23 protein-coding genes are annotated in these 23,207 nt (G+C 60.9%); 10 read left to right on the forward strand and 13 right to left on the reverse strand.

The window, feature by feature from the left end:
* Both V7080_RS05015 and V7080_RS05020 read right to left on the reverse strand, forming a co-directional pair.
* A partial coding sequence (locus V7080_RS05015; RefSeq protein WP_334187310.1) for a TRAP transporter large permease subunit occupies positions 1-422 on the reverse strand: 422 nt, incomplete at its 3' end.
* Positions 419-961: a TRAP transporter small permease subunit gene (locus V7080_RS05020; RefSeq protein WP_334187311.1), complete on the reverse strand. Its 543-nt coding sequence runs from the start codon at positions 959-961 to the stop codon at positions 419-421. The genes V7080_RS05015 and V7080_RS05020, both read right to left, overlap by 4 nt.
* A gap of 291 nt (positions 962-1,252) precedes the next feature.
* Between V7080_RS05020 and V7080_RS05025 the strand changes: the two genes are divergently transcribed.
* The 5 genes from V7080_RS05025 (at position 1,253) to V7080_RS05045 (ending at position 4,573) form a co-directional block, all read left to right on the forward strand.
* On the forward strand, positions 1,253-2,719 hold the full coding sequence (locus tag V7080_RS05025) for an ATP-binding protein (protein WP_334187312.1): 1,467 nt from the start codon (positions 1,253-1,255) through the stop codon (positions 2,717-2,719).
* Entirely contained in the window at positions 2,712-3,329 is a 618-nt protein-coding gene (locus tag V7080_RS05030; protein WP_334187313.1) for a response regulator transcription factor, read from the forward strand. Before V7080_RS05025 ends, V7080_RS05030 begins: the two co-directional genes overlap by 8 nt.
* 177 nt (positions 3,330-3,506) lie before the next feature.
* The gene (locus tag V7080_RS05035; RefSeq protein WP_334187314.1) at positions 3,507-3,908 is read left to right on the forward strand and encodes a VOC family protein; all 402 of its coding nucleotides are present in this window, start codon (positions 3,507-3,509) and stop codon (positions 3,906-3,908) included.
* 135 nt (positions 3,909-4,043) lie between these two features.
* A complete protein-coding gene (locus V7080_RS05040) occupies positions 4,044-4,364 on the forward strand; it encodes a hypothetical protein (RefSeq protein WP_334187315.1) in 321 nt (106 codons plus the stop codon).
* Positions 4,361-4,573, forward strand: coding sequence for a DUF3820 family protein (locus V7080_RS05045; RefSeq protein WP_334187316.1), 213 nt, complete (start codon positions 4,361-4,363; stop codon positions 4,571-4,573). The genes V7080_RS05040 and V7080_RS05045 overlap by 4 nt, the downstream gene beginning before the upstream one ends.
* Positions 4,574-4,612: 39 nt before the next feature.
* Here V7080_RS05045 and V7080_RS05050 read toward each other — a convergent pair whose 3' ends face one another.
* The 3 genes from V7080_RS05050 to V7080_RS05060 all read right to left on the reverse strand — a co-directional run bounded on the left by V7080_RS05050 (position 4,613) and on the right by V7080_RS05060 (position 6,381).
* Complete coding sequence (locus tag V7080_RS05050) at positions 4,613-4,810, reverse strand: hypothetical protein (RefSeq protein WP_334187317.1); 198 nt, start codon at positions 4,808-4,810, stop codon at positions 4,613-4,615.
* 402 nt (positions 4,811-5,212) lie between these two features.
* Positions 5,213-5,884 carry an acyl-homoserine-lactone synthase gene (locus V7080_RS05055; protein WP_334187318.1) on the reverse strand — a complete coding sequence of 224 codons (672 nt, stop codon included), beginning with the start codon at positions 5,882-5,884 and terminating at the stop codon, positions 5,213-5,215.
* A gap of 68 nt (positions 5,885-5,952) precedes the next feature.
* Positions 5,953-6,381 (reverse strand): DUF4902 domain-containing protein, encoded by a 429-nt coding sequence (locus tag V7080_RS05060; protein WP_334187319.1) that lies wholly within the window; start codon positions 6,379-6,381, stop codon positions 5,953-5,955.
* A 379-nt stretch (positions 6,382-6,760) separates the two neighbouring features.
* Between V7080_RS05060 and V7080_RS05065 the strand changes: the two genes are divergently transcribed.
* A complete protein-coding gene (locus tag V7080_RS05065; RefSeq protein ID WP_334187320.1) occupies positions 6,761-7,489 on the forward strand; it encodes an autoinducer binding domain-containing protein in 729 nt (242 codons plus the stop codon).
* Positions 7,490-7,584: 95 nt separating this feature from the next.
* Here V7080_RS05065 and V7080_RS05070 read toward each other — a convergent pair whose 3' ends face one another.
* From V7080_RS05070 to V7080_RS05100, 7 genes are all read right to left on the reverse strand, one after another.
* Positions 7,585-8,682, reverse strand: coding sequence for a sulfotransferase family protein (locus V7080_RS05070; RefSeq protein WP_334187321.1), 1,098 nt, complete (start codon positions 8,680-8,682; stop codon positions 7,585-7,587).
* Between the two features lie 88 nt (positions 8,683-8,770).
* Positions 8,771-10,027 (reverse strand): chromate efflux transporter, encoded by a 1,257-nt coding sequence (gene chrA, locus V7080_RS05075; protein ID WP_334187322.1) that lies wholly within the window; start codon positions 10,025-10,027, stop codon positions 8,771-8,773.
* Positions 10,017-11,060 carry a hypothetical protein gene (locus V7080_RS05080; protein ID WP_334187323.1) on the reverse strand — a complete coding sequence of 348 codons (1,044 nt, stop codon included), beginning with the start codon at positions 11,058-11,060 and terminating at the stop codon, positions 10,017-10,019. The genes chrA and V7080_RS05080 overlap by 11 nt, the downstream gene beginning before the upstream one ends.
* Positions 11,057-11,758: an adenylyl-sulfate kinase gene (gene cysC / locus V7080_RS05085; RefSeq protein ID WP_334187324.1), complete on the reverse strand. Its 702-nt coding sequence runs from the start codon at positions 11,756-11,758 to the stop codon at positions 11,057-11,059. The genes V7080_RS05080 and cysC overlap by 4 nt, the downstream gene beginning before the upstream one ends.
* Before the next feature lie 332 nt (positions 11,759-12,090).
* Positions 12,091-13,830 (reverse strand): methyl-accepting chemotaxis protein, encoded by a 1,740-nt coding sequence (locus V7080_RS05090; RefSeq protein WP_334187325.1) that lies wholly within the window; start codon positions 13,828-13,830, stop codon positions 12,091-12,093.
* A 54-nt stretch (positions 13,831-13,884) separates the two neighbouring features.
* Positions 13,885-14,457: a GAF domain-containing protein gene (locus V7080_RS05095; protein ID WP_334187326.1), complete on the reverse strand. Its 573-nt coding sequence runs from the start codon at positions 14,455-14,457 to the stop codon at positions 13,885-13,887.
* A 363-nt stretch (positions 14,458-14,820) separates the two neighbouring features.
* Positions 14,821-15,837, reverse strand: coding sequence for an extracellular catalytic domain type 1 short-chain-length polyhydroxyalkanoate depolymerase (locus V7080_RS05100; RefSeq protein WP_334187327.1), 1,017 nt, complete (start codon positions 15,835-15,837; stop codon positions 14,821-14,823).
* A gap of 246 nt (positions 15,838-16,083) precedes the next feature.
* Here V7080_RS05100 and V7080_RS05105 point away from each other — a divergent pair, with 246 nt between their 5' ends.
* The 4 genes from V7080_RS05105 (at position 16,084) to V7080_RS05120 (ending at position 22,175) form a co-directional block, all read left to right on the forward strand.
* Complete coding sequence (locus tag V7080_RS05105) at positions 16,084-18,525, forward strand: heavy metal translocating P-type ATPase (RefSeq protein ID WP_334187328.1); 2,442 nt, start codon at positions 16,084-16,086, stop codon at positions 18,523-18,525.
* Positions 18,526-18,674: 149 nt separating this feature from the next.
* Positions 18,675-19,634 carry a TAXI family TRAP transporter solute-binding subunit gene (locus V7080_RS05110; RefSeq protein ID WP_334187329.1) on the forward strand — a complete coding sequence of 320 codons (960 nt, stop codon included), beginning with the start codon at positions 18,675-18,677 and terminating at the stop codon, positions 19,632-19,634.
* Between the two features lie 82 nt (positions 19,635-19,716).
* The gene (locus tag V7080_RS05115; RefSeq protein ID WP_334187330.1) at positions 19,717-21,798 is read left to right on the forward strand and encodes a TRAP transporter permease; all 2,082 of its coding nucleotides are present in this window, start codon (positions 19,717-19,719) and stop codon (positions 21,796-21,798) included.
* A complete protein-coding gene (locus V7080_RS05120; protein WP_334187331.1) occupies positions 21,795-22,175 on the forward strand; it encodes a DUF1850 domain-containing protein in 381 nt (126 codons plus the stop codon). The genes V7080_RS05115 and V7080_RS05120 overlap by 4 nt, the downstream gene beginning before the upstream one ends.
* Before the next feature lie 235 nt (positions 22,176-22,410).
* On the opposite strand, the gene V7080_RS05125 is transcribed toward V7080_RS05120, so the two are convergent.
* Positions 22,411-23,193: a DODA-type extradiol aromatic ring-opening family dioxygenase gene (locus V7080_RS05125; protein WP_334187332.1), complete on the reverse strand. Its 783-nt coding sequence runs from the start codon at positions 23,191-23,193 to the stop codon at positions 22,411-22,413.
* Positions 23,194-23,207 lie beyond the last annotated feature (14 nt).

Below are 23,207 nucleotides of genomic sequence, written 5' to 3' on the forward strand. Positions count from 1 at the left end.
CCATAACGCATCATCACCGGCAGCGAAATCATCGCCATCGTGATCACCTGGGCAGCAACCGTACCGGTGATGGCGCCGAGGATGAAGCCGACGAGGATGACGGAATAGCCGAGGCCGCCGCGCACGGTGCCGAACAGCTGCCCCATCGAATCGAGCATGTCCTCCGCCAGGCCGCACTTTTCAAGGACGGTGCCCATGAAGGTGAAGAAGGGAATCGCAAGGAGCAGGTCGTTCGACAGCACCCCGAAGATACGTTGCGGCACCGCCTGCAGGAACTGCGACCCGAAGAAACCGAGTTCGATGGAAATCAGGCCGAAGAACAGCCCGAGGGCCATCAGGGAAAATGCCACCGGAAAGCCGATCAGCATGAATACAATCAGACCGCCGAACATGAGCGGCGGCATATACTCTAAGGGAATCATTGGACCGGCCTTTCATACTTGGAATCGAGTTGCACGAGGCCCTTGAGTGCGGCGATGCGCTTGATCAGTTCGGAAACGCCCTGCACGGCAAGCAGCAGCAGGCCGGCGGGAACGATGAACTTGATCGGATAGCGGGCCAGGCCGCCTGCGTTGCCGGATTGCTCCATCACCTGCCAGGACGGCAGGAACAAGGTGGTCCAGGAAAGCCAGGCAAACAGCAGGCATGCGGGAAGCAGGAAGAAGATGATGCCGAAGATATCGATCCAGTACTGCACGCGCTGCGGAACATGGCCATAGACCAGGTCCACCCTTACGTGCTCGTTCTTCTGCAAGGTATAGGAAGCGCCGAGCATGACCGCGGCGCCGAACAGATACCACTGCACCTCCAGCAGCGAGTTGCTGCTGAGGTTGAAACCGTACCGGGCAAGGGCATTGGTCGCGCTGATGGCGCACGAGAGAAGGATCATGATGTTGGCGACGCGCCCGAGGCGGTCGCCAAGCACATCGATCCATTTGGATAATTGTAAAAGCAGGTGCATCTGCGTCTCCTGTGATTGCGATATCGGTCGGTCAACACATGTATCCGTACCAATTTCTCATCCCTTTTTCATGCAAAATTCCTTGCGTTCGCATAGGGCTTGAGTCAGCGTCGCAGTATAGGAGTCGATCACCGAATGCCGACTAGGGTTACCCCTAGTTCATGGCTACGTAGTAGTACGAATTGAGGGCGATTGGGCAGGGCCTGGTGTAATGTTTCTTCCGCTTCAAGGCAGAAAGCCGGTGACATACGCAGCAACGCCAGAGGTTTGGCGATACAACCAGACATTGAAATGAACATTTCGCAAACACGCAGCCGGGCATTCTTCCCGGCAAACCCGCTCTGGCATTGGGCAGTGGGCAACAAGCTGCATGGCGCGCTGGTGGCATTCGCGCTCGTTATCCTGATCGCGGTCCTCGACTACCGGACCGGATACGAGATCCGTCTTGCCATTCTTTACATGTTGCCGATCGCGCTCGCCACATGGTCCGGCGGCATGCTGTCCGGGCTGTCGGTATCGGTCGCGGCCGTGGCGTGCTGGGGTGTGAGCTTCAGTCCCAATCATATTTATTCGCGCGAGATGTTCTATTACTGGGAAGGCTTTTTGCTCGCCGCCACGTTCGTCATTTTCGTGATGCTGCTGCATCGCCTGCGCGGGGCGCTTGCACAGGCGGATGCGCGTTTCCTGCATGTGCTGAACGGCCTCTCGGCAGGCATCTACGTCGCCAATCGAACCGACGGCAAGGTGCTGTACGCGAACCAGTACTGCACGGAGATGGTGCCGGCGGAGGTGAATGCGCAATCCGTTGCGGCCTTCGAATCCCGTCTGACCTTCATCGACGCCGGCCGCCAGCGAAACGTCTCCACCGGCACCGCCGCGCAGTTCACCTACCAGGAAGCGCGGGACGAGCAGACCGGCCACTGGTACCTGATCCAGTCCACGCCCATCCGGTGGGTCAACAACGAGCATGTGACGCTCCGGATTTTCATGGACATCACCGAACAGAAGCAGGCGCTGGCGCTGAAACGGCAGCACGAGGAGATGGTGCACAACACCGCCCGTTCATCGGTGCTGACGGAGATCGCCTCCATGCTCGGCCATGAGATCAACCAGCCGCTGATGGCCATCGCCACCTACAACAATGCCTCCATCATGCTGCTATCGAAAAGCGAACCGGAAATCGACGAGGTCATCGCCGCCCTTGAGAAATGCCGGGTCCAGGCCATCCGGGCCAGCCAGATCGTCGACCGCACCCGCAGTTTCCTGACCCGCCGCGCACCTAGTCTTGAACACTGCAACATCAACGATATCGTCGTGCAGGCGGTGCAGGCACTGGAGATCGAGCTACAGAATGCGGCGATCAGTTTTGAAATCGACCTTGCGGACAAGGCCCTGGAAATCATGTTCGACCGCACATTGATCGAGCAAGTCGTGGTGAACCTCCTGCGCAATGCGATCGACGCGGTGCAGGACCCGCGCTCGACGGCACGCAGGGTATCCATCAGCACCGCCATCGAACCGGGCACCTCGATCACGGTATGCGTCAAGGACAGCGGCCCCGGCATTTCGGAAGCGGATGAAGCCCGGCTCTACACCCCCTTCTTCAGCACAAAATCGCAGGGGCTCGGGCTCGGCCTGTGCATCTGCCGGTCGATCATCGAAGCGCATGCCGGACAGCTCGCCTACTGCCGGACGGCGGAGAACGAGACGGCATTCCGGTTCACGCTCCCTCATCTTGCGGTATCACGATATGCCTAAACTCGAACAAACCGTCTTCGTCGTCGACGATGATGCCGCCGTGCGCGATGCACTCAGCATGCTCTTCCGCGCCGCGGGGCTGAAAGTGGAAACCTTCCCGTCGGCCGGATCTTTCCTGCAAAACTACCGGCTCGAACTCGGTGGCTGCCTCGTACTCGATATCCGGATGCCTGGCATGAGCGGACTCGCGTTGCAAAAGGAATTGAGCAGCAGGCGCCTCGATGTCCCGGTTGTTTTTCTTACAGGCCATGCCGATGTGCCAATGGCGGTACGCGCAATGAAGGACGGCGCGTTCGACTTCATCGAAAAGCCGATCGATTCACCGCGGCTGATCCCGGTCGTGCTGGCAGCCCTCAAGCACGACATGGAGCGGCGCAGCGGCGGTGCGCCGTCAGGTGACAAGCTGACCGTCACATCCAATCCGCGACTTGCCGAGCTGACGGAACGGGAACGCGAAATCCTCGACCTGGTGCTGGAAGGCAGGCAGACGCGGGTGATCGCGGAAAGCCTGGGTGTCACGGTCAAGACGGTGGAATTTCACCGGTCGCGCATCAGGGAGAAGCTCGGGGTGAATTCTCTTGCGGAATTGTTCCGGTTGTTCTTGCGCTGACGCGTCTGACGCCGGATGCTGCATGAGAGAATCCGGGAGGCCGGACCGGAGGACGCCACTTCTCTGGGCTCCCGCGGTATTAGGATTCCTGTTGGCGGTAACGTGTCCAGTCCGCGGCGGTGTCAAGACTGGAATACGGTATATCAATTTGAAACAGATAAAACGCAAGGAGAAAACATGTCCAGAAAAATATTCGTCAATCTACCCGTCAAGGATCTGGATAAATCGGTGAAGTTTTTCACCAGCCTCGGCTTCAGCTTTAATCCACAGTTCACCGACGACACGGCCACCTGCATGATCATCAGCGACGATATCTTCGTGATGCTGCTGACCGAGGCGAAGTTCAAGACCTTTACGCCGAAGGAAATCTGCGATGCCAGCAGGAGCACCGAGGTGCTGGTATGCCTGTCGTCGGAAAGCCGTTCGGCACTGGACGACATGGTACGCAAGGCGGTCGCCGCCGGCGGCACCACGTTCAGCGACCCGCAGGACCATGGCTTCATGTATGCGCATGCGTTCCAGGACCTCGACGGGCATATCTGGGAACTTGTGTATATGGAAGAAGCCGCATCGTCCTGATGCGGCGCGCCATGCGAACTCATCGCGTCCCGAGGAACGAATACTGAAGCGTTAAGTATTCAGGCAAGCGTTGCCTTAACCTCTTCCCAAACACCGCCTTTTACTGTAAAAGGCAGGCGAAGCCCAGGCATCCGGATGGCGCAGGCGCTATTGACGAAGGAGCAACCGATAAAACGAGTCAGTCTTGATGTCGGTTACGGCAGCCAGCCGGCGTTTGCCCGGGAGTTCAAGGAAAACCCGGCACATCGCCGAAATCCTGGCTCTCGCTCGTCGCCCGCAAGCATGCATTATGAAGTCATGAATGACTTCGCCCCGATCGAAGAGCCATGGCCGTGCGAAAATAACGCCGTTTGGCGCCTCTCGGACAGGCTGGGTTGCCTTCGTGAGTCAGCCTCCATCAAGCCATTTTCCGGCACCACATCAAATCACATTCATCGCATCAGCAGACGACTATGAAACCGGAACACCTGCAGCTTCTACTGGACCGTGAGATGCCTTACGGGAAGTACAAAGGCAGGCTGCTTGCAGACCTTCCCGGCCACTATCTCGGCTGGTTTGCGCGCGAGGGTTTCCCTGGTGGCGAACTGGGCGAGTTGCTGGCGCTGATGTATGAACTGGACCATAACGCATTGCGGCATTTGCTTGATCCTTTGCGCGGAAGTTAACCTTTCCGATACCGCCGGCGCATCATCGATCATCATTACTCAGTTCAATGCAGCCTTAGCCGCCGCTTCGGGCGTCATGCCTTCATAGAACATGTCGGTAAACCACTCCACCTGTTCTTCGATGTGTTCCTGGGCCTGCGCCAGCGTGGCGCCGCCGGCGACCAGGAAGCCTTCGACTTCAGTACACCACTGGATCAATGCGGCCGTTTCCGGATCCAGCTTTTCTTTCTTTGCCATTGTTCTCACCTTTGATCAGTCCGCGGAACTGATGATTCATCCTGGGTATTTGCCTGCTGCCTCGTACCGGTAGTCGCCCGTACGCGGCGCGAAGGACGATGCAAGGCAGCGGAAGCCGGCTTCACGACTCCATGCATGCAACCTGTACCTTCATAACAGCAGCTTAGCGGAAAAACCGGGGGAAGATGACAAGAATTAGAAGATCAAAAGGACAACGCCATTCGCGATGACTGAGCAGGCCGGCAGGTTTGTGAAACTGGAACAGATCACGCCCGGGTAGCATGTCCTGCCGCTAATATCGGCGCAAAGGTGAACGGTCGAGAGGAGGCATTTGATCGCGCGTACATTCCGGCAAGCGGCATCGTACGCTGACGCACGATTTGCGAGGAAGCATGGCGACGTTCAGGCATGCCGCGAATTCATTGCAAGTCCGGAATCGACCACGGCGGCAAGAATGCGATCGACTGCCTGCAACATGCTGGTGCTTCGAAGGGCTTGGCCAGACGGAATATGCAGTGCGCTCAACGTCTGGTCATCGATCTCGATCCAGCAGGCAAAAATCGGCTTGCCCTCCGCAAACATCGGCGGGCCGGCCCGATGCGCGTGTACGCCCATGCGTTGCAGCAGGCGTTCGATACCAAGCGGCGATACGGTGATGAGGCGCTTCGCACCCTGCCCGGCGGCGGTACGAACCGCTTCCGCCAATAGGGCACGGGTATTCAGTGCCGTGTCGATGGTGGAATCGGGATTGACGCTGGCGGCGGCGAATCGCGACAGTTCCCATACATCGCGCGACCTCGGTATCGGCTTGCCGTCCATCAGGTGGCGGAACACTTCACTCAGCAAATACGGCTCGGTAGTAGGCAGAAGGCGCGCGCATCCGCAAATCGCACCGTCGGATTCACGGGTGACGACGTAAATGGTTTCCGGGTGATCGAACTGATCGCGCTCCAGGCCCTCGTCAACAGGGAGTGACCAACCAAGCCGCTCGATGAATATCTTATGACGGTATTGTGCAAGGGCGGTCTCGAATTCTGGCGTCAGGTCCTTTGACTTTCCGGAAGTGGTTTGCATGGCGACTGGACAGGTTGTTTGCTTGCAACCATTACAACGCCGCACCAAGAGTTTAGTAACTGACAGAGTTAACAGGCGGGGAATGCGGTGTTAAGAAAGCCGCCGACAGGGCCGCGCCAATCGAACTCGCCGAGCCAGGCGTAAAAAAGGTTTGCTGTCTGCCTCTGACCCAGGTCGTATCCCTGCGCGTCGATCAGCATCACATTGCTTCGGACAGGATCCGGGGCGAGCATCATGCGGTCTGACTGGCTGTGAATGAACCAGCCCCAGCCGAGCGAAACAGCAGGATCGGTTTCACTCTGCCATTCGCAAAATCCGGCAATACGGGCTGACACGGTTTGCGCTTTCAGCTCCTGTAAAAATGCAGGATCACTGTCCGAGTAGAGATGCACGATGGGCAGCTTGGCAAGGCATGCGAACTGCATGCGAATATAACCGTCCGGCGACAGGGTCGGTGCACGCCGTTGGTACCGGGCAGGTTGCAAGTAGGAGCTCACGTAAGTCGGTAATGAGGGTTGATATAGAAGTTATCGGGGTTGGATTAAACAAACCGGTGGTTGTGAATGAAGTCTATGCGACACAATTGAATCTGACGACTGTTAGATTTGACAAGGGCGCTCTTGCCGCTGCGGCATGTCAGGCATGCTGATATTTTCCAATTATGTCCCGCACAATTCCGCTGTTCACTACAAAGCCATCGCGGGCCATCGCACAGGAATACAAGTCGTAAATTACAACAGTGTTTTGTGCGCTATCGTGTCGGTTCCCGCACTTGTTACTCCCGGTTGGGCGCTTGACTTAACCAAATCTACGGCGGATGCTACAGACGAAGCGAATGAGAAAAATGACGTTGGCGACATGCATGGAGAGGATGTGATGGAGGCACGAGCAGTGGAGAACTGGAAGGAAGACCCCTTCGATGCGCTACTAAAAGTTCAGTCCGAGCAGGACCTGTTCAAGTGCGTGGCCGACATGGCCAGGTCGCTGGGTTTCGAATACTGTGCGTACGGCATCAAGATGCCCGTGCCGATTTCGCGTCCGAGCGTCGCAATGTTCAGCAACTACTCCGAACGCTGGAAGCGATGTTACGAAGAGCGAGGCTATCTGCAGATCGATCCGACCGTACAGCATGCGTTCAGGTCGACCCTGCCCATCGTCTGGTCAAACAGATTGTTCGCCTCGGCGCTGGATATGTGGGACGAGGCACGAAGCCAGGGATTGCAGGTCGGGTGGGCCCAGGCATCACGCGGTCCCAACGGCGCAGTCGGTCTGCTGACACTGGCCCGCAGCGCCGATCCGCTGACCGCGGCGGAGTTGGCGGAAAACCAGACGAAGATGTCCTGGCTTACCCAATATACCCACGCTGCAATGGCCAATCTTCTTACGCCAAAGCTGGCGCCGGAAACGCAGATCACCCTCACCCTGCGCGAAAGGGAGGTACTGCGCTGGACGGCGGAAGGAAAAACCGCTTACGAAATTGCGCAGATCCTGTCGATTTCCGAGCGCACGGTGAACTTCCATATCAACAACGTCGTCACCAAGCTCGGCACCTGCAACAAGACACAGGCGGCGGTAAAAGCTGCGGCGCTCGGATTGCTCATATAGCGCCGTATCGCTCCTGTTTCAACAGGTCTTCACCGGCCCGACGGCTGGCAGTGCCCTGCTGTCATCCTCATCCGGGGCCAGCGAAGCGCAAAAGATCAGGCGGCTGCACTGACCGTCACTGGCCCGACCTTGGGCTGATTTGCCTCCAGGCCGGCCCGCACCCGAGCGAGATAGTCCGCCCTGTAACGACGCAGCGTATAGTCGCGAAAATTATTCGCCTGGAGTTCGCGCCATGCGATGTCCTTGGCCATGCCGGAGCGCGCATGCGCTGTCCTGAGCATATCCTCGTCTACCGTCGCGCATGCATCCGTCATCATTTCATATCCGTAAAGCCGCATGTACTCCCGCGTCATCGTTTCGATGATTTCGATATCGTCCATCGAAAGCTGCTTCTTGAACTTGTCCGCATTCGCCGCGATGGGCGAGAAACAATTGGACACCCATAACGCGGACAGCTTCGCTATCTGGTTCGCCTCGGCGGATCGGGTCACATCCAGCATCTGCGGAAGGAATTCGATGCCGAAGAACGCGCACACCTTCATCAGCGTCTGTTCCTGGTCGGACAGGAAGTCCTCATAGCGGATCGTCAGTACGCGCTCCGGGTGGCGCGCCAGGAGATCGCATGCGCTGCGGTGCGCATCGACCCAGATACGGGCATTGAGCAGCGTATCGAACTCGTGGATGATGGCCTTGTTCATCGAGGCAACCTGCGCGCGCGGATCGCGCACGACATTCAGGAATCGCATGTCGGGAAACAGGCGCATCAACTCGTCGGCGTAGTGCACGCTGTCAAGCGATTTGTCCATCACCACCCCGGCCATATTGCGCTCGCCTGCACGCAGCAGCATCTCCCAGACGATCCGGTGCACGCTGCGCGGTTCACTTTGGATGGACTCGAACAGGTCGACCGGATCGAATGCGATATCCGGCCATTTCACCATGCTGGCGGCCTGCAGGCCAACGACGTCGACTACCATGCGGAAATACGCTTCATCGTCGGCCAGATCGCCGTAGAGCGGTACCAGCGGCATGAAATCGACGATATGAAGCGGATACGGTGAGAAAAACTGCGGATTGAAATTCAGCCGAAGCCTCAAGGCATGGCTGCCGCATCGCCGCACCGGAATCATCAGCACAGGACGTGGCCGGGATGCGGCCGACCTGGCGGCCGTGGTTTGCTTGCTTGTGTTCATAAGCGAATCTTCTCCTGAGAATCAATGAATGCGGCGTTAGGGAAACGGCAAAGGCGGGACAAGCCGGGTTCTCATCCGTCCGGCTTTGTCAGAAAGCGAAATAACCGATCAGTCCTGCCGCAGGGACAACCCAGACCGCCTCGATCCGGGAGCGCGTCAGCACAAGCGCCGCAAGCAGAAACAGGGCAACGGACAGCCAATTCGGTTCGGCCGACTTTCCGATCAGAATCGCCGCCGCACACACCATCCCCGATGCCGCCGCGCGCACGCCGCCCAATGCCCCATGCAGGCGAACGGATGCGCGAATGCCCGACACAAGCCGCGCGCACAACACCGCCAAAGCTGCCGTGGGAGCGAACATGCCGATCGTGGCTGCAGCGGCGCCGGCGATACCGGCAATCTTGTAGCCGATGAAAGCGGCGCTGATCATCACCGGCCCCGGCGTCACCTGGCCGAGCGCAATGGCATCGATGAATTCCTGCTGCGTCACCCAGCCGTGTCCCTGTACAACGGTTTGCTGAAACAGCGGAATGAACACATAGCCGCCACCGAACATCAGCATGCTCAGGCCCGCGAAGACAACGAACAGGCTTGCCAGAAGGCCACTTTCCCTGCCCAGCGCTGTTGCAACTGCCAGAGGAATCCCCATCAGCGCCAGAAGCCCGGCATTTGCCCGCAGCGTCGCCATGGCGACGGACAGGACAGCGGCAAGCGTGGTGCAACTGCCTTCCCGCACTGATTGGCCGTCATTGTCAGGAACATTGCCGGAAACATTGGCGGGATAGAAGTATCCCGCAACGCCGGCCAGCGCCATCGCCGACAGTGTGGCTGCCACACCGCCTGTTCCAAGCAGGACCATTGCCGCGCCACCGGCCAGCCCGATGTCGAGCGGCCTTTTTACTGCGGTACGGCACATGCGCAATGCCGCAACGGCGACGATCGCCGCGACCGCCGGGACCACGCCGGCAAAGGCCCTGCTCATCGCCGCACCGTAGCCCCAGTGGAAGTAAGCGATGCTCAGCGCCACCATCAGCACAAACGCTGGCAACACCGCTGCGCACACGCAGATGGCCGCACCGGGCACGCCGCGCAAGCGGTAGCCGATGTAGGCGACGACATTGATGGCAGTCGGGCCCGGCAATATCGATGCAAGCGAAATGCCGTTCAGCATCTCTTCATCCGATAGCAGCTTGCGGCGTTCGACCACCACATTCTGTATGACGGAAATCATCGCCATGAAGCCGCCGAAGCTCGTGCTCGCGATGCGCAGGACCATCCACCACAGCGCGACCAGAGGAATGTCCTCGCCGCGGTGGATGACCGGCTGTCCGGTGTTATTGGACATGTGTCGTCGTTGGCAGAGCGTCCGCGCAGGCCGGTGCGAAGTATTCGTGAAATGCTTTCGCGAAGTTTTCCAGGTCGGCCGCCGCAAGGCAGTTGATTCCTGCCGCGGCTTTTCTTCCTCCGCCGGTGGGGAACCATTCGCATAGTCGATTTGCACTGCGCAGCTCCGGTTGCCCCGATCGGACGCTGACGACATAACCGCCGTTGCTCCGCTCGGTAAGAACCGCATAGGAACGGGAGGTCCCGCCGGATGCCAGCTTGTTGGCGAGCGTTCCCGAGATCCGCCGGGCCCAGGGAGCATCGGGAAGCAGGTAGATTGCCCCGCCGTCGGTTTCGCTCGCGGGGGACAGCGTCCGCATGCGTGCCGTGTCGTCGCGATATCCTTCGGACAGCAAGCGGAACTGGTCCGAGCCTTGGATGAAGTCGAGCGGATCGGTATAAGGGCGGAGCATCCGATAGAGGATGTCCGGGGCCACATGCAAATCCTCGACCCGTTCACCGTAGGCGTTGTAGTTGATCAGGCGCCCAAGTTCTTCCAGTTTCTGCAGGCGTTCGCGGTCAATACCCATCGTGGCAGCCAGCGCATGCGCCGCCGCGGCGAGATTGTCGCCGAAGGCGGCAACCACGGCCCATTCGCGGCACTTGCCGTTCAGGTAGCGGTCCACGAGGACGCTGGTGCACACATCCGGTGAATCGTCCCAGTGCAGCGTCACGCGCGCATGCGGAAATGAACCGATGCCGGAATGATGGTCGAAGTAGATAGCCTGCCCGCCGTCACGGAGGATGCGCAGCAACGACGGAGCATTGGCCACCAGTGAAATGTCCATCACCGTCACGTCCGCCTTCTCGCCGGGCGGAATCCGTTTCAGGAGTTCGATGTCGCGCTTTACGCCGGTGATCAGCGTCGCTTCCCGAGGGTGTGCCAGGCGCAGTTGATGCAGGGCGCAGATGCCATCTGCATCGCCGTTGAAAACATCATAGGCGTGCAATCCCGATGCCGTTAGTGGAACGGTCCCTGTGCTCGGTGGATTCATTGTGATCTTCCGAGATGGTTTGCAAGGCAGTTGCGCAGGGCACGCGCCGCCTCGTCAGGGGTGATCTTTCCTGTATCAAGTTCGAGGGCGGGCGCCGCCGGCGGTTCGTAAGGCGATGAGACGCCGGTAAAGTCGGGAATCTGGCCCACGCGGGCTTTTGCATAGAGCCCTTTCGGGTCGCGCGATTCGCATACGCGTGCCGACGTACTCACGTGCACTTCGAGGAAGCGTTCCTCGCCGATGATGGCGCGTGCCATCTCGCGGTCGTCTCTGCGGGGAGATATGAAGGAAGTAATGACGATCAGGCCCGCTTCGTTCATCAGCCGGGCCACCTCCGCCGCACGGCGGATGTTCTCGCGGCGGTCCTTGGTGGAAAATCCCAGATCGCGATTCAGATGATGGCGAAGGTTGTCGCCGTCCAGTACGTAGCATGGCCGTTTTTCCGCCAGCAACATCAGTTCCAGCTCGTATGCGATCGTGGACTTGCCGGCGCCGCTCAAGCCGGTCAGCCAGACCGTCGCCGGACGATGCCCAAGTTGCTGCTGCCGGTCCAGCGGGGAAACGCGGCCGGCATTCCAGAAGATGTTGCACGCCGCCGGCGCAGCGCTTTCCTTGTCAGGACGAGGGCCGAGGTCTGGGGAAATCGACCGTTCGCCGGTGACGGCATCAAGCTCGCGAAGCGGTGTTTTGGTAGTCATATTCAACCTCTCGATCAAAAGCACGCAATGCAACAACACATCGTCGATCGCATATGCCCGAGCCATCGCAGGCAGGGGATGTTCGGCAAGCGCCCAGGCGGCTTACAACAAAATGAGCGTCATGTGCTTGCCCGTACTATTGGCATCGCAAGGTCTTGCGTCAACTTGATATCGTCGAATTTGCTTCGCTCCTGTCAAGCTTGACAGGCGAAATGCCGGCTTTGATATCGATATTGAAATCGATTTGTTGCGTATTGGATCTGCCGGTCGGCCTGCCGCATTTTCAAGCGGCCCGCGCCGGGATTGCGGACCGCTTGCAGGCATGGCCTGCATCAGAATTCTTCCCAATCCGCGGTGACAGGCGCCGGCGCGTTATCGATTTTTTTCAGCCGGGCAGGTTGTTTCTGGATGGATTGCGGCGCTGCTCTATTGGGCAGTTTCGCCGCGAGGTCATGGCCCTTCGTGGCAGCAGCGTCGGCGGGATGGATTCGGGCTGGGGGCATTTGCGCCGTCATTGCATCCAGCCTGAATACGCTGACCATCTGCGACAGGTTGCCCGCCTGTTCCTGCATCGATTCGGCGGCAGCGGTTGCCTGCTCCACCAGCGCCGCATTCTGCTGGGTGACCCGGTCCATCTGCGTGATTGCCTGGTTGACCTGTTCTATGCCGGCAGCCTGTTCCTCACTGGCTGAAGCGATCTCGCTGATAATGTCGTTGACGCGCTTGACGCTGCCAACGATCTCCTTCATCGTGGCGCCGGCCTGGTCCACCAGCCGGGCGCCGGCGTCGACTTTGTCCACCGAATCGCCGATCAGTGCCTTGATTTCCTTCGCCGCCGCCGCCGAGCGCTGCGCCAGGTTGCGCACTTCGGTTGCCACGACGGCGAAGCCCCTGCCCTGTTCGCCCGCGCGCGCCGCTTCGACCGCCGCGTTCAGGGCCAGAATGTTGGTCTGGAAGGCGATGCCGTCGATGACGCCGATGATGTCGACGATCTTCTTCGCCGAATCATTGATCGCTCCCATCGTGCCTACCACTTCCGATACCACTTCCCCGCCCTTTCGCGCGACATCGGTCGCGGCGGTCGCCAGCCCGTTGGCCTGCCGGGCATTGTCGGCGTTCTGCTTGACGATGGACGTCAACTCCTCCATCGACGAAGCGGTTTCCTCCAGCGAACTTGCCTGCTGCTCGGTGCGCGAGGACAGATCGAAATTCCCGGTGGCGATTTCGCCCGCAGCGGTATTGATGGTCTCGGTGCTGTTGCGCACTTCGCTGACGATGCGGGCCAGGCTTTCACGCATTTCCTTCATTGCGAACAGCAGGCTGCCACGATCGTTCTCCTTGATGTCGACGGCGACCGCCAGGTCTCCCGCCGCGATCCGGTTGGCGATTTTCGCGGCGTATGCCGGTTCGCCGCCAAGCTGCCTGAGCAAGCCGCGGGTGATTTCGTAGGCGGCGACCAGTCCGACCAGCAGCGCAACGACACCCAGTATCGTCATGAACGTCACCGCGCCCTTGTAGATGTTCCCCGCTTCGGCGGCCGCGCTTCTGGATCCCGCCTCCACGTGTTCAAGCAGTGTATCCAGCGCGGCCATGAGCTCGATCTGGCTCGGCCGCACCTGGTCGCGGATCATGTTGGCGGCTTCGGCCTGGTCGCCGCTCAGCGATATGTCGATCGCCTTGTCCATCGCCTCCCGCACCCGGGCATCGATGGCGGCGACCTTGGCAAGAATGGCTTTTTCCTGCGGCCCGATGTCCAGCTTTTCAAGCTTTTCGACCGTCGCATGGTAGGTTTCCTTTGCCTGCCTCGCCAAGGCCAGTTCCTTCTTCTTGAACGCGAAATCATCCTGCATCACCACGTCGCGCACGGTCACCGATTGATATCGGACCAGGTCTCTCATCGAGTTCACCAGCCGCAGCTTGGCTGCGTCGCCCTCCACGATCCCGTCCAGGCTGGTGCGAATAAATGACATGCGGCTGATCGCAACGCCGGTCAGGATCAGCATCAGGACCAGCACGATGCCAAAACCGATGGCGAGCCGGGGGCCTACCCTCAAGGACTCCATGAGTTTCATCGATATCTCCGATTAGGGGAAAGCCACGCGCGGATGCGCGTGGCCGGGCGCGAACTACTCGCTGGTGATGCCGGCGTGCATCACGCCGATCACCTTGCCGCCATCCATGACCGGGACGGATGCCTGCACGCTTTTGACCTGCGTGGTGGGATCGGGTGCGATATTACCCGCCGACCACGGCTGGCCTTTCATCGCGTTGATGTACACCGGCCGCACTGCATTGTTGTACAGAAGCGGCTTGGTACTGGCGGCCACCAGGTTGCCTTTTTCATCGCGGACGACCAGTTTATTGACCTGCTTGTCCTCCTCCCATTTCCTCACCAGCAGGCCGGCCTTGCTGGTGGTGAACGCCTGGGAGGCCGGGCTTTTCTCGTCGACCTCCAGCCACTTGCTGTTGGACATGCCGGCAAGGCTTCCCTTCGCGTTGGCTTCCTTGACGGCGGCCACGATCCCCGGATCGGCAGCCCACTCGGCCATTTTCTGCTTGTAGTGATCGACCTTGCTTTGCAGGGCCGGCGGGAGCGGGTCGGCGGCTAAGGCCGGCGGCATCATGAATGCCATTCCCAGCATCAGCAGGCCGGATGCAACGATCTTTTTTTGAACCGGTTTGGTTTCCGTTGTTTTCATGCAGGATTCCCTTTTTATTGGATGTTGAGATGGTCAGTTTCCGTCCCGGCCGGCGCTGCGGTTTGTGTCCGGTCCGGACGGCGCATGACTTTCCGCGGCGGCCTGCGAACCTGCGGGCATGAGAAAGCCGTGCGCTTGCCTTCACTATTGCCATTGAGCAATAACGCGTCAACTTCGAAATCGGTACTTAGGGGTAAAACTGTCAACCTTGACAGGCGGGGATGTCGGATCGATCCGACACGGGAAAGGTCATCGAATGGCTTGCAACAGACAGCCCAAGAAGTCGCCGGCAGGCTGCCGATACGTGTCGGCCAACCCGTTTTATCGGAGGCCAACGTTCATTTCTTGATCGACCGTCGATCGTCATTGCCGATTGAAGAATTCCCACATCACGTCGTTGGCATTAATGGCCTGCGATGGCGTATCGCCACGGCTTTTTCCTGCGCCCGGCCATGAATGACCACCGGTCTCGGTGACGCAGAGCTGCACCTCCGTCCCGGCCTTGCATGCCGCATACAGGTCGCAATAGGCGCCGGGCACTTCAACAATGCGTTTCGGCGGGGCTGCGCAGCCGTTCAGGCTCGCCCATTTGGCCGTCGTCTCCGGTACCGATGCGAATTCCGTAACCGCCGATCTCCGCGGGACGCCGGGACCGGCTCCGCCGTTAAAGAGCACATGGGAATCGTCCCGCGCATGAATGTGCAGGACCGCGACCGGGCGTTTCGGATGGCAGCCGGTGGTATTGTCCGTGCCGGCGACGGGTGCGATTGCGCGGAACACATCGGACATCTCGCATGCAAGCCGATAGGACATCATGCCGCCGTTGGACATGCCGGCGGCGTAAATGCGCTTGCGATCGATATTCATCTGGCGGGAGAGGTTTGCAACGATGCGGCGGATAAAGCCGACGTCATCGATGTTTTCGTCGCGCGCCGGACCGCAGCAGGCACCTGCATTCCAGGTCGCCAGCCTGCCGCTGTTCCGCTTGCTGTATCCGTTGGGGAAAACAACGATGAATCCTGCGCTTTCCGATTTGCCGATCAGGCCGTATCGTTCATCGTCGGCCTGGAAATCCATGTTGCCGCCGCCGCCGTGCAATGCCACCAGCAGCGGCATGGGCGTTGCGGGACGGTATGCCGCCGGCACATGGACGCGGTACTGCCGCTGGAGCCCGTCATGGCGAATGGTAAATTCATGGTCGCCGGGCCTGGTGATCACTGCATCCATGTCCTGCCCGTCCTTTTCCTGCTGGCGCTGCATCATGCGCTCCTTCAGCCGTTGCCGGACAGGCCCGTCTTCCGCGACCGCGGTCTGCGGAAGAGTGGCCGCGAAGCACACGAGCAACGGGAGCACGATTGCGCGAACGACAGGTCGTATCATGGAAATCCTTTGGGAAAAGGGAAAATTGCCGGAATCGGGATGAGGAAATTCCCGTGCCCGGCAGTGTAAGGAAAGATTATCCGTTCGACAATATGCGGTCCGGAACATGATTGCGATCGACATCACCATTGCCTGCGGAAACCAGTTCGATGGCGTCAGCGTATTTATGCGCAATGCTTGACCTTCCCATCATGGGAAGACCCACACTGACGATGAACCAGTCATGGATCGTCAAGGAGAATTGCCATGAACACGACACTTGAATTACCCGGCACCGAGGCGCGCCGGCATACATTGTCCGTCGGCATCGAGGGCATGACCTGCGCATCCTGCGTAATGCGGGTGGAAAAAGCGCTTGCCAGGGTACCCGGCGTACAGGAGGCGAATGTCAACCTCGGCACCGAGTCCGCGACCGTGGTCGCCGATCCGTCGGTCGATGTCGCCGCGTTGCAGGCGGCGGTTGAGAAAGCCGGCTATGCCGTGGCGCAGGAAGAATTCGACCTGAACATCGAAGGAATGACCTGCGCTTCCTGCGTTGCCAGGGTGGAGAAGGCGTTGCGCAAGGTGGAAGGCGTATCGGCGGCCAGCGTCAATCTCGCCACCGAGGGCGCACGCGTCACCGCAGGCAGGGGCGTGCCTGTTGCGACCCTGATCGGCGCGGTGGAAAAAGCCGGCTATCACGCATCCGTCAACAAGGCCGGCCGCACCGCGGCGGAGATCAACAGGCCGAAGGACAACGGCGGGCGGCATGTCGTGCTGGCCGCCCTGCTGTCGCTGCCCCTTACCGTGCCGATGGCGCTGGAACTCGCGGGCGTGCACCTGATGCTGCCCGGGTGGATCCAACTGCTGCTGGCGACACCGGTGCAGTTCTGGCTCGGCGCGCGCTTCTACAAGGCCGGATGGAAGGCGGTCAAGGCCGGCACCGGAAACATGGACCTGCTGGTCGCGCTCGGCACCAGCGCCGCCTACGGCCTGAGCGTCTACCAGTTGTGGGCCGGCCGCGACGGCGCTGCAGCGCATTTGTATTTCGAGGCTTCGTCGGTGGTGATCACCCTGGTGCTGCTCGGCAAATGGCTGGAAGCACGTGCCAAGCGCCAGACCGCATCGGCGATACGCGCCCTGCAGGTGCTGCGGCCTGACACCGCCCGCGTGCGTCGGGACGGCGTCGATACCGACATCGCGGTCGATGCGGTCCGGCTGGGCGACCTGGTCGTGATCCGTCCCGGCGAACGCATCCCGGTCGACGGCATCATCGTCGAAGGCGACAGCCAGGCCGACGAATCGCTGATTACCGGCGAAAGCCTGCCGGTCCCGAAACATCCCGGCGACAAGGTAACCGGCGGTGCGATCAATGCCGATGGTTTGCTGCTGGTGCGGACCGGTGCAGTCGGTACAGAGACGACGCTGGCGCGCATCATCCGGCTGGTGGAGAGCGCGCAATCGGCCAAGGCGCCGATCCAGCGACTGGTCGACAAGGTCAGCGCCGTCTTCGTGCCGGTGGTGCTGCTGATCGCGTTGGCCACGTTCGCCGGCTGGTGGATTGCCGGCGCCGGCTTCGAGACCGCCCTCATCAATGCGGTCGCGGTGCTGGTGATCGCCTGTCCGTGTGCATTGGGCCTGGCGACGCCGACGGCGATCATGGCCGGCACCGGCATCGGCGCGAAACACGGCATCCTGATCAAGGACGCCGAAGCGCTGGAAGTCGCGCATGGTGTGACCACCGTCGTGTTCGACAAGACCGGCACCCTGACCGAGGGCAGGCCGGTGGTGGCCGACATGGCGCCGGCCGGGATCACGCGCGAAGAATTGCTCCGGCTCGCGGCATCGATCCAGCACGGCAGCGAGCATCCGCTGGCAAAGGCAGTTGTCGACGCTGCGCGGGCGGAAGGCGTGACGGCATTGCCGGTGTCCGGCCTGAAAGCCTTGCCCGGGCGCGGGCTGGCGGCGACGGTCGACGGCATGGACCTGCGACTGGGCAGCACGCGGCTGATGCAGGAACTGAACATCCCGCTGCAGGCGTTGCGGGAGCGCGCGGAACAGCTGCAGGCTGCCGGGCGAACCGTGTCCTGGCTGGCCGATGTCGGCGACCAGCCGCGCCTGCTTGGGCTGATCGCATTCGGCGACAGCATCAAGCCCGGCGTGAAAGAGGCCATCGACCGGTTGCACCGGCTCGGTGTGAATACCGTGATGCTGACCGGCGACAACCGCGGCAGCGCCGCCGCCGTAGGTAGCGCGCTCGGCATCCGGCAGGTGATCGCCGAGGTCTTGCCGGGTGAAAAGGCGGCGAAGGTAGCCGAACTCAAGCGCGCCGGCGAGGTGGTTGCGATGGTCGGCGACGGGATCAACGACGCACCCGCGCTCGCGGCGGCGGACGTCGGCATCGCGATGTCGACCGGCACCGACGTCGCAATGCACGCGGCCGGCGTGACGCTGATGCGCGGCGACCCGGCGCTGGTGGGCGATGCAATCGATATTTCGCGCCGCACCTACCGCAAGATCCGGCAGAACCTGTTCTGGGCCTTCATCTACAACCTGATCGGCATTCCGCTGGCGGCATTCGGGTTGCTCAGCCCGGTTGTGGCCGGTGCGGCCATGGCGTTTAGTTCGGTGAGCGTGATCAGCAATGCCTTGCTGTTGAAACGGTGGAAGCCGGTGGAGCGTGCGCGGCCTGCGGCCTCCTCTGCGTAAAGCACGGCGCCGCCGGTTCGTATTAAGGAAGATCACCCTTCGTCTGGTGACTTGACGTTTCTCCCCTGTGGGGCACGACGCCCGCCAAAGCCACTACAATGGTAGGCGCGGAAGCGTTCGCTTCCTATAACAACCACAGGAGATGAAACATGATCAATCGATTGCTAGGTCACTTTTTCGCCGTCGCCGGCATCGCCTTGATGGCCAGCGCGCCGGTCCAGGCGCAGCAGAAATTCGTGAACGTTCTTACCGGCGGCACCAGCGGCGTCTACTACCCGATGGGCGTGGCGCTGACCCAGATTTACGGCAAGGCGATGCCGGAGGCAAAAATCTCGGCACAAGCGACCAAGGCCTCCGCGGAGAATCTCAACCTGCTGCAGGCGGGCCGTGGAGAAATCGGCTTCACCCTGGCCGACTCGCTCTCCGATGCCTGGAAGGGCAACGAGGAAGCGGGCTTCAAGACCCCACTCAAAAAGCTGCGCGGCGTTGCCGGCATTTATCCGAACTACATCCAGATCGTCGCCAGCGCCGATTCCGGCATCAAGACCCTGGCTGACCTGAAAGGCAAACGCCTCGCCGTCGGCGCGCCGAAATCCGGTACCGAGCTCAATGCGCGCGCCATCCTCAAAGGCGCCGGCATGACCTACAAGGATCTCGGCAAGGTCGAATACCTGCCGTTCGGCGAGTCGGTCGAACTGATGAAGAACCGCCAGCTCGACGCCACGCTGATCTCCGCCGGTCTCGGCGTCGCCGCGGTGCGCGACCTGTCGACATCGGTGAAGATCGTCATGGTGCCGGTCCCGGCGGACGTCATCGCCAAGGTGGGCGACCCGGCCTACCAGGCCGCGACCGTACCGGCCAAGACTTATGAAGGCCAGGACACCGAGGTCCAGACAGCCGCCGTGCAGAACTTCCTGGTGACTCATGAAGGCGTGCCCGCCGATGTCGTCTATGCGATGACCAAGAGCATGTGGGAGAACCTCGACAAGCTGGTGGCGGCGCATGCAGCGGGCAAGGCAATCACGAAGGACAATGCGCTCAAGGGCAGCCCGGTTCCGCTGCACCCGGGCGCGGAGAAATATTACCGCGAGATCGGGTTGGTGAAGTAATTGGTTCGCATATAAATAACAGACAAAGCAAGCCACGGCCGGAAGCGGTTGCAGTGCCTTCCGGCCGAATCAGGAGACAAGCATGGCAGAACTGCTTCACCCCGAGCCCGGCCAGGCCATCCCGGCCGCCGACGAATTCCAGGAGCATGGCATCCAGCGCAAGCTCGGCGGCTATGCATTGAAGATCCTGATCGCGGCAGCGCTCACCTTTTCGACCTATCAGCTGATCGTCGCCGCCTTCCATCCGCTTTCCAGCCTGGTGATCCGCTCCCTGCACGTCGGCTTCCTGCTGATGATCACCTTCCTGTTGTACCCCGCCGTCAAGCGCAGCGACCTCTCCCGGGTTGCATGGTACGACTGGCTGCTGGCCGGAGGTGCGTTCGTCCTGTCCACCTATCACTGGATCTTCGAAGGCGACCTGATACTGCGCGCCGGCGATCCGAGCACCACTGACCTGGTCGTCGGCACCATCATGGTCGTCATGGTGTTCGAGGCGGCACGTCGCATCATGGGCATGGCCCTGCCGGTCATCTGCGCTGCCTTCCTCCTGTACGGCTTGTTCGGGGAATACCTGCCCGGTTCACTGGCGCATCGCGGCTTCGGCTTCGACCAGATCGTCGACCAGCTCTTCATCGGCACCGAAGGCATTTTCGGCATTCCGACCATGGTGTCGGCGACCTATATTTTCCTCTTCATTCTCTTCGGCGCGTTCCTCGAACATGCCGGCATGATCAAGCTGTTCAACAGCGTGGCGCTCGGCCTGGTGGGCCATGCGCAGGGTGGCCCGGCCAAGGTGGCCGTAGTGTCGTCCGGCATGATGGGCACCATCTCCGGTTCCGGGGTGGCCAATGTGCTGACCGTCGGCCAGTTCACCATTCCGCTGATGAAGCGCTTCGGCTATTCCGGCGTCTTCGCCGGCGCGGTGGAAGCGACCGCGTCGATGGGCGGGCAGATCATGCCGCCGGTGATGGGCGCGGTTGCGTTCATCATGGCCGAAACCCTGAACGTGCCGTACTCGGAAATCGTGAAGGCCGCCATCATCCCGGCCTTGCTGTATTACTTCACCGTCTTCGTCATGGTGCACCTTGAAGCCGGCCGCCTGAAACTGATGGGCCTGCCGAAGGACCAGTGCCCGAGCGCATGGAAAGCCATCAAGGCCGACTGGCACCTGGTGCTGCCGCTGGCGGCACTGGTGTTCATGCTGTTCCATGGCTTCACGCCGATGTTCGCCGGCCTGACTGGCCTGGCGCTGACCGCCATCCTGATCCTGGGTGCGGCGGTCTCCGCGCGCATTTCGATGCAGGCGTTCCGCTACGTGTTCTGGGTCGCGACCGGCCTCGCCGCCGCCACCTTCCTTGAATTCGGCATTTATCCCATCCTTGGCGTGATCGGCTTCCTGTGCTTGTGCTGCTTCTTCATCCAGGGCGGTCACAAAACCCTGCAGACGATGAAATCCAGCCTGGTGGACGGGGCAAAGCAGGGGCTCGTGGTCGGTGTCGCCTGCGCGGTGGTGGGCGTGATCATCGGCGTGCTGACACTGACCGGCGCAGCGTCCTCGTTCGCGGGCTTCATCCTGACTGTCGGCGAGAAGAGCCTGTTCATTTCGCTGGTACTGACCATGCTGGTGTGCCTGGTTCTCGGCATGGGCATTCCGACGATCCCGAACTACATCATCACCAGCGCGATCGCCGCGCCGGCGCTGCTGCAGCTCGACGTGCCGCTGATCGTCAGCCACATGTTCGTGTTTTATTTCGGCATCATGGCCGACCTCACGCCGCCAGTCGCACTGGCGGCGTTCGCGGCGGCCTCGATCTCGAAGGACGACCCGGACAAGACCGGCTGGAAGGCAACCCAACTCGCAATTGCCGGTTACGTCGTGCCTTTCATGGCGGTCTATACACCAGCGCTGATGTTGCAGGGAGACTGGACCGCATTGGGCGTGGTGTACGTCGTGTTCAAGGCGTTGCTGGCGATCACCTTGTGGAGCGCGGCGGCGGTCGGCTTCTTCTGGACACCGCTCAAGCTGATCGAGCGCATCTTCGTCACCGTGGCCGCAGCCTTGCTGGTTGTCGCACTGCCGATCACGGATGAACTCGGACTGGGCATGTCGGCTGCGTTCTTCGCCTGGCATTTCTGGCAGAAGCGCCGGCTGGCGCTTGCATGACGGCACTCTGCCTGGCAGCGGCGGCCATCACGGTCGCCCTGCCGCTCCAGGCCTTCACCCTGGCCTGGACCCACTCCATCGAAAAAATCCGCTGGGAAGAAGATTACCGCCTGGCCGGCGACAAGCTGGAACTGGTCGAGGCGCGCATCCGCGGGTCGGGCGCCGGCATGGAACCGCCGGAAGGCGCCGTATTGAAGGATGGCGTCTGGCACTACACGCCTGCGTTGCCTGCGTTACCGCGTCTGAAGCTGACGCGGTCTACCTATGTTGCAGACTATGCGTTGTGTGCAAATGGGCGGTGTCGTTCGTTTAGCGACGTGATTGGCGAGGCGGAGAATGCGCCTGAGGTGGAGGTATTTGTTTGCGGGAAGGGGTAGTCTCCGTTCACGTTCACGCGGACCCACAGCCGCTATCACCTCCTCCCCCTTGCAGGGAAAGAGAGTCCGACTACCGCCCCATCAGATCCCGATCGTCGTTTCGGCACATACCCCTCGCGGATTTCCGCCCGGTGATGTTCGGGACGCTAAAAGGAGGCGATGCGTCGCGGCGGATTGTGAAGCCGGCCTCACCGAGGCGGCGTTGATATGTTCGCCGTGCGATTGCCGGCCAGATTTACGCAAATGCGAACGCGTGCATGCCGATGACGCCATGCGTGAAGCTTTTGTGCAGCAGTTCAGTGCGCTCGTTACCTGCTCCATACGCCACCAGCAGGGGCAGGAAATGCTCGGTGGTCGGATGTGCGCGAAGGGCATGTGGGGCATTGCGTTCCCAGTCGATCAGCGCCTGGTCGTCGCGTGCAAGAAGTACCCGGCTCATCCAGGCGGCGAACTCGACTGCATACGCGGGCGGCTCGGCATGCAACTGGCCCGGACGGAATTCGCGCAGATTATGGGTGAAACTTCCCGACGCCATGATCAGCACGCCGTCGGCACGCAGTCCGCCGAGCGCCCTGCCGATTTCGATCAGGCGTGCATTCGGCAGCGACATGTCGAGCGATACGCTGACCACCGGCACATCCGCCTCCGGATACATCAGTTTGAGTGGCACCCAGGCGCCATGATCGAGGCCGGGATTCTCCGCTTCCTCCACGGCGAGCCCGGCCGAACGCAGCAGGACGGCGACTTTCTGCGCAAGCGGCGCATCGCCGGGCGGCGTGTAATCCATCTCGTACAGCGCCTGCGGGAATCCCCGGAAATCGTGCACCGCATGATGGCGCGGCGCAGTGCTCACGACCGACGTCGATGCCAGGTCATGGGCGGAGATGACGATAATCGCGCGCGGCTTGCCGAGATGCTGTCCATATCCGGCGAGGAAGTGCCTGGCCGGCACGTCCTCCAGCAGCAGCGTCGGCGCGCCGTGGGATACGAAGATGCCGGGATATCCGGATGTGTGCATGGCCGCTCCAATGT

The sequence above is a fragment of the Noviherbaspirillum sp. genome, assembly GCF_036846085.1.
Lineage (GTDB): Bacteria > Pseudomonadota > Gammaproteobacteria > Burkholderiales > Burkholderiaceae_D > Noviherbaspirillum.

What these genes read in the sequence shown, in the direction of transcription:
- V7080_RS05030 (WP_334187313.1), top strand. Translation starts at nt 2,712, where the DNA reads ATGCCTAAACTCGAACAAACCGTCTTCGTCGTCGACGATGATGCCGCC.
- V7080_RS05095 (WP_334187326.1), bottom strand. Translation starts at nt 14,457, where the DNA reads ATGAAAACAACGGAAACCAAACCGGTTCAAAAAAAGATCGTTGCATCC.
- V7080_RS05035 (WP_334187314.1), top strand. Translation starts at nt 3,507, where the DNA reads ATGTCCAGAAAAATATTCGTCAATCTACCCGTCAAGGATCTGGATAAA.
- V7080_RS05065 (WP_334187320.1), top strand. Translation starts at nt 6,761, where the DNA reads ATGGAGGCACGAGCAGTGGAGAACTGGAAGGAAGACCCCTTCGATGCG.
- V7080_RS05050 (WP_334187317.1), bottom strand. Translation starts at nt 4,810, where the DNA reads ATGGCAAAGAAAGAAAAGCTGGATCCGGAAACGGCCGCATTGATCCAG.
- cysC (WP_334187324.1), bottom strand. Translation starts at nt 11,758, where the DNA reads ATGACTACCAAAACACCGCTTCGCGAGCTTGATGCCGTCACCGGCGAA.
- V7080_RS05110 (WP_334187329.1), top strand. Translation starts at nt 18,675, where the DNA reads ATGATCAATCGATTGCTAGGTCACTTTTTCGCCGTCGCCGGCATCGCC.
- V7080_RS05020 (WP_334187311.1), bottom strand. Translation starts at nt 961, where the DNA reads ATGCACCTGCTTTTACAATTATCCAAATGGATCGATGTGCTTGGCGAC.
- V7080_RS05055 (WP_334187318.1), bottom strand. Translation starts at nt 5,884, where the DNA reads ATGCAAACCACTTCCGGAAAGTCAAAGGACCTGACGCCAGAATTCGAG.
- V7080_RS05025 (WP_334187312.1), top strand. Translation starts at nt 1,253, where the DNA reads ATGAACATTTCGCAAACACGCAGCCGGGCATTCTTCCCGGCAAACCCG.
- V7080_RS05115 (WP_334187330.1), top strand. Translation starts at nt 19,717, where the DNA reads ATGGCAGAACTGCTTCACCCCGAGCCCGGCCAGGCCATCCCGGCCGCC.
- V7080_RS05090 (WP_334187325.1), bottom strand. Translation starts at nt 13,830, where the DNA reads ATGAAACTCATGGAGTCCTTGAGGGTAGGCCCCCGGCTCGCCATCGGT.
- V7080_RS05105 (WP_334187328.1), top strand. Translation starts at nt 16,084, where the DNA reads ATGAACACGACACTTGAATTACCCGGCACCGAGGCGCGCCGGCATACA.
- V7080_RS05070 (WP_334187321.1), bottom strand. Translation starts at nt 8,682, where the DNA reads ATGAACACAAGCAAGCAAACCACGGCCGCCAGGTCGGCCGCATCCCGG.
- V7080_RS05125 (WP_334187332.1), bottom strand. Translation starts at nt 23,193, where the DNA reads ATGCACACATCCGGATATCCCGGCATCTTCGTATCCCACGGCGCGCCG.
- V7080_RS05045 (WP_334187316.1), top strand. Translation starts at nt 4,361, where the DNA reads ATGAAACCGGAACACCTGCAGCTTCTACTGGACCGTGAGATGCCTTAC.
- V7080_RS05100 (WP_334187327.1), bottom strand. Translation starts at nt 15,837, where the DNA reads ATGATACGACCTGTCGTTCGCGCAATCGTGCTCCCGTTGCTCGTGTGC.
- V7080_RS05120 (WP_334187331.1), top strand. Translation starts at nt 21,795, where the DNA reads ATGACGGCACTCTGCCTGGCAGCGGCGGCCATCACGGTCGCCCTGCCG.
- V7080_RS05040 (WP_334187315.1), top strand. Translation starts at nt 4,044, where the DNA reads ATGGCGCAGGCGCTATTGACGAAGGAGCAACCGATAAAACGAGTCAGT.
- chrA (WP_334187322.1), bottom strand. Translation starts at nt 10,027, where the DNA reads ATGTCCAATAACACCGGACAGCCGGTCATCCACCGCGGCGAGGACATT.
- V7080_RS05080 (WP_334187323.1), bottom strand. Translation starts at nt 11,060, where the DNA reads ATGAATCCACCGAGCACAGGGACCGTTCCACTAACGGCATCGGGATTG.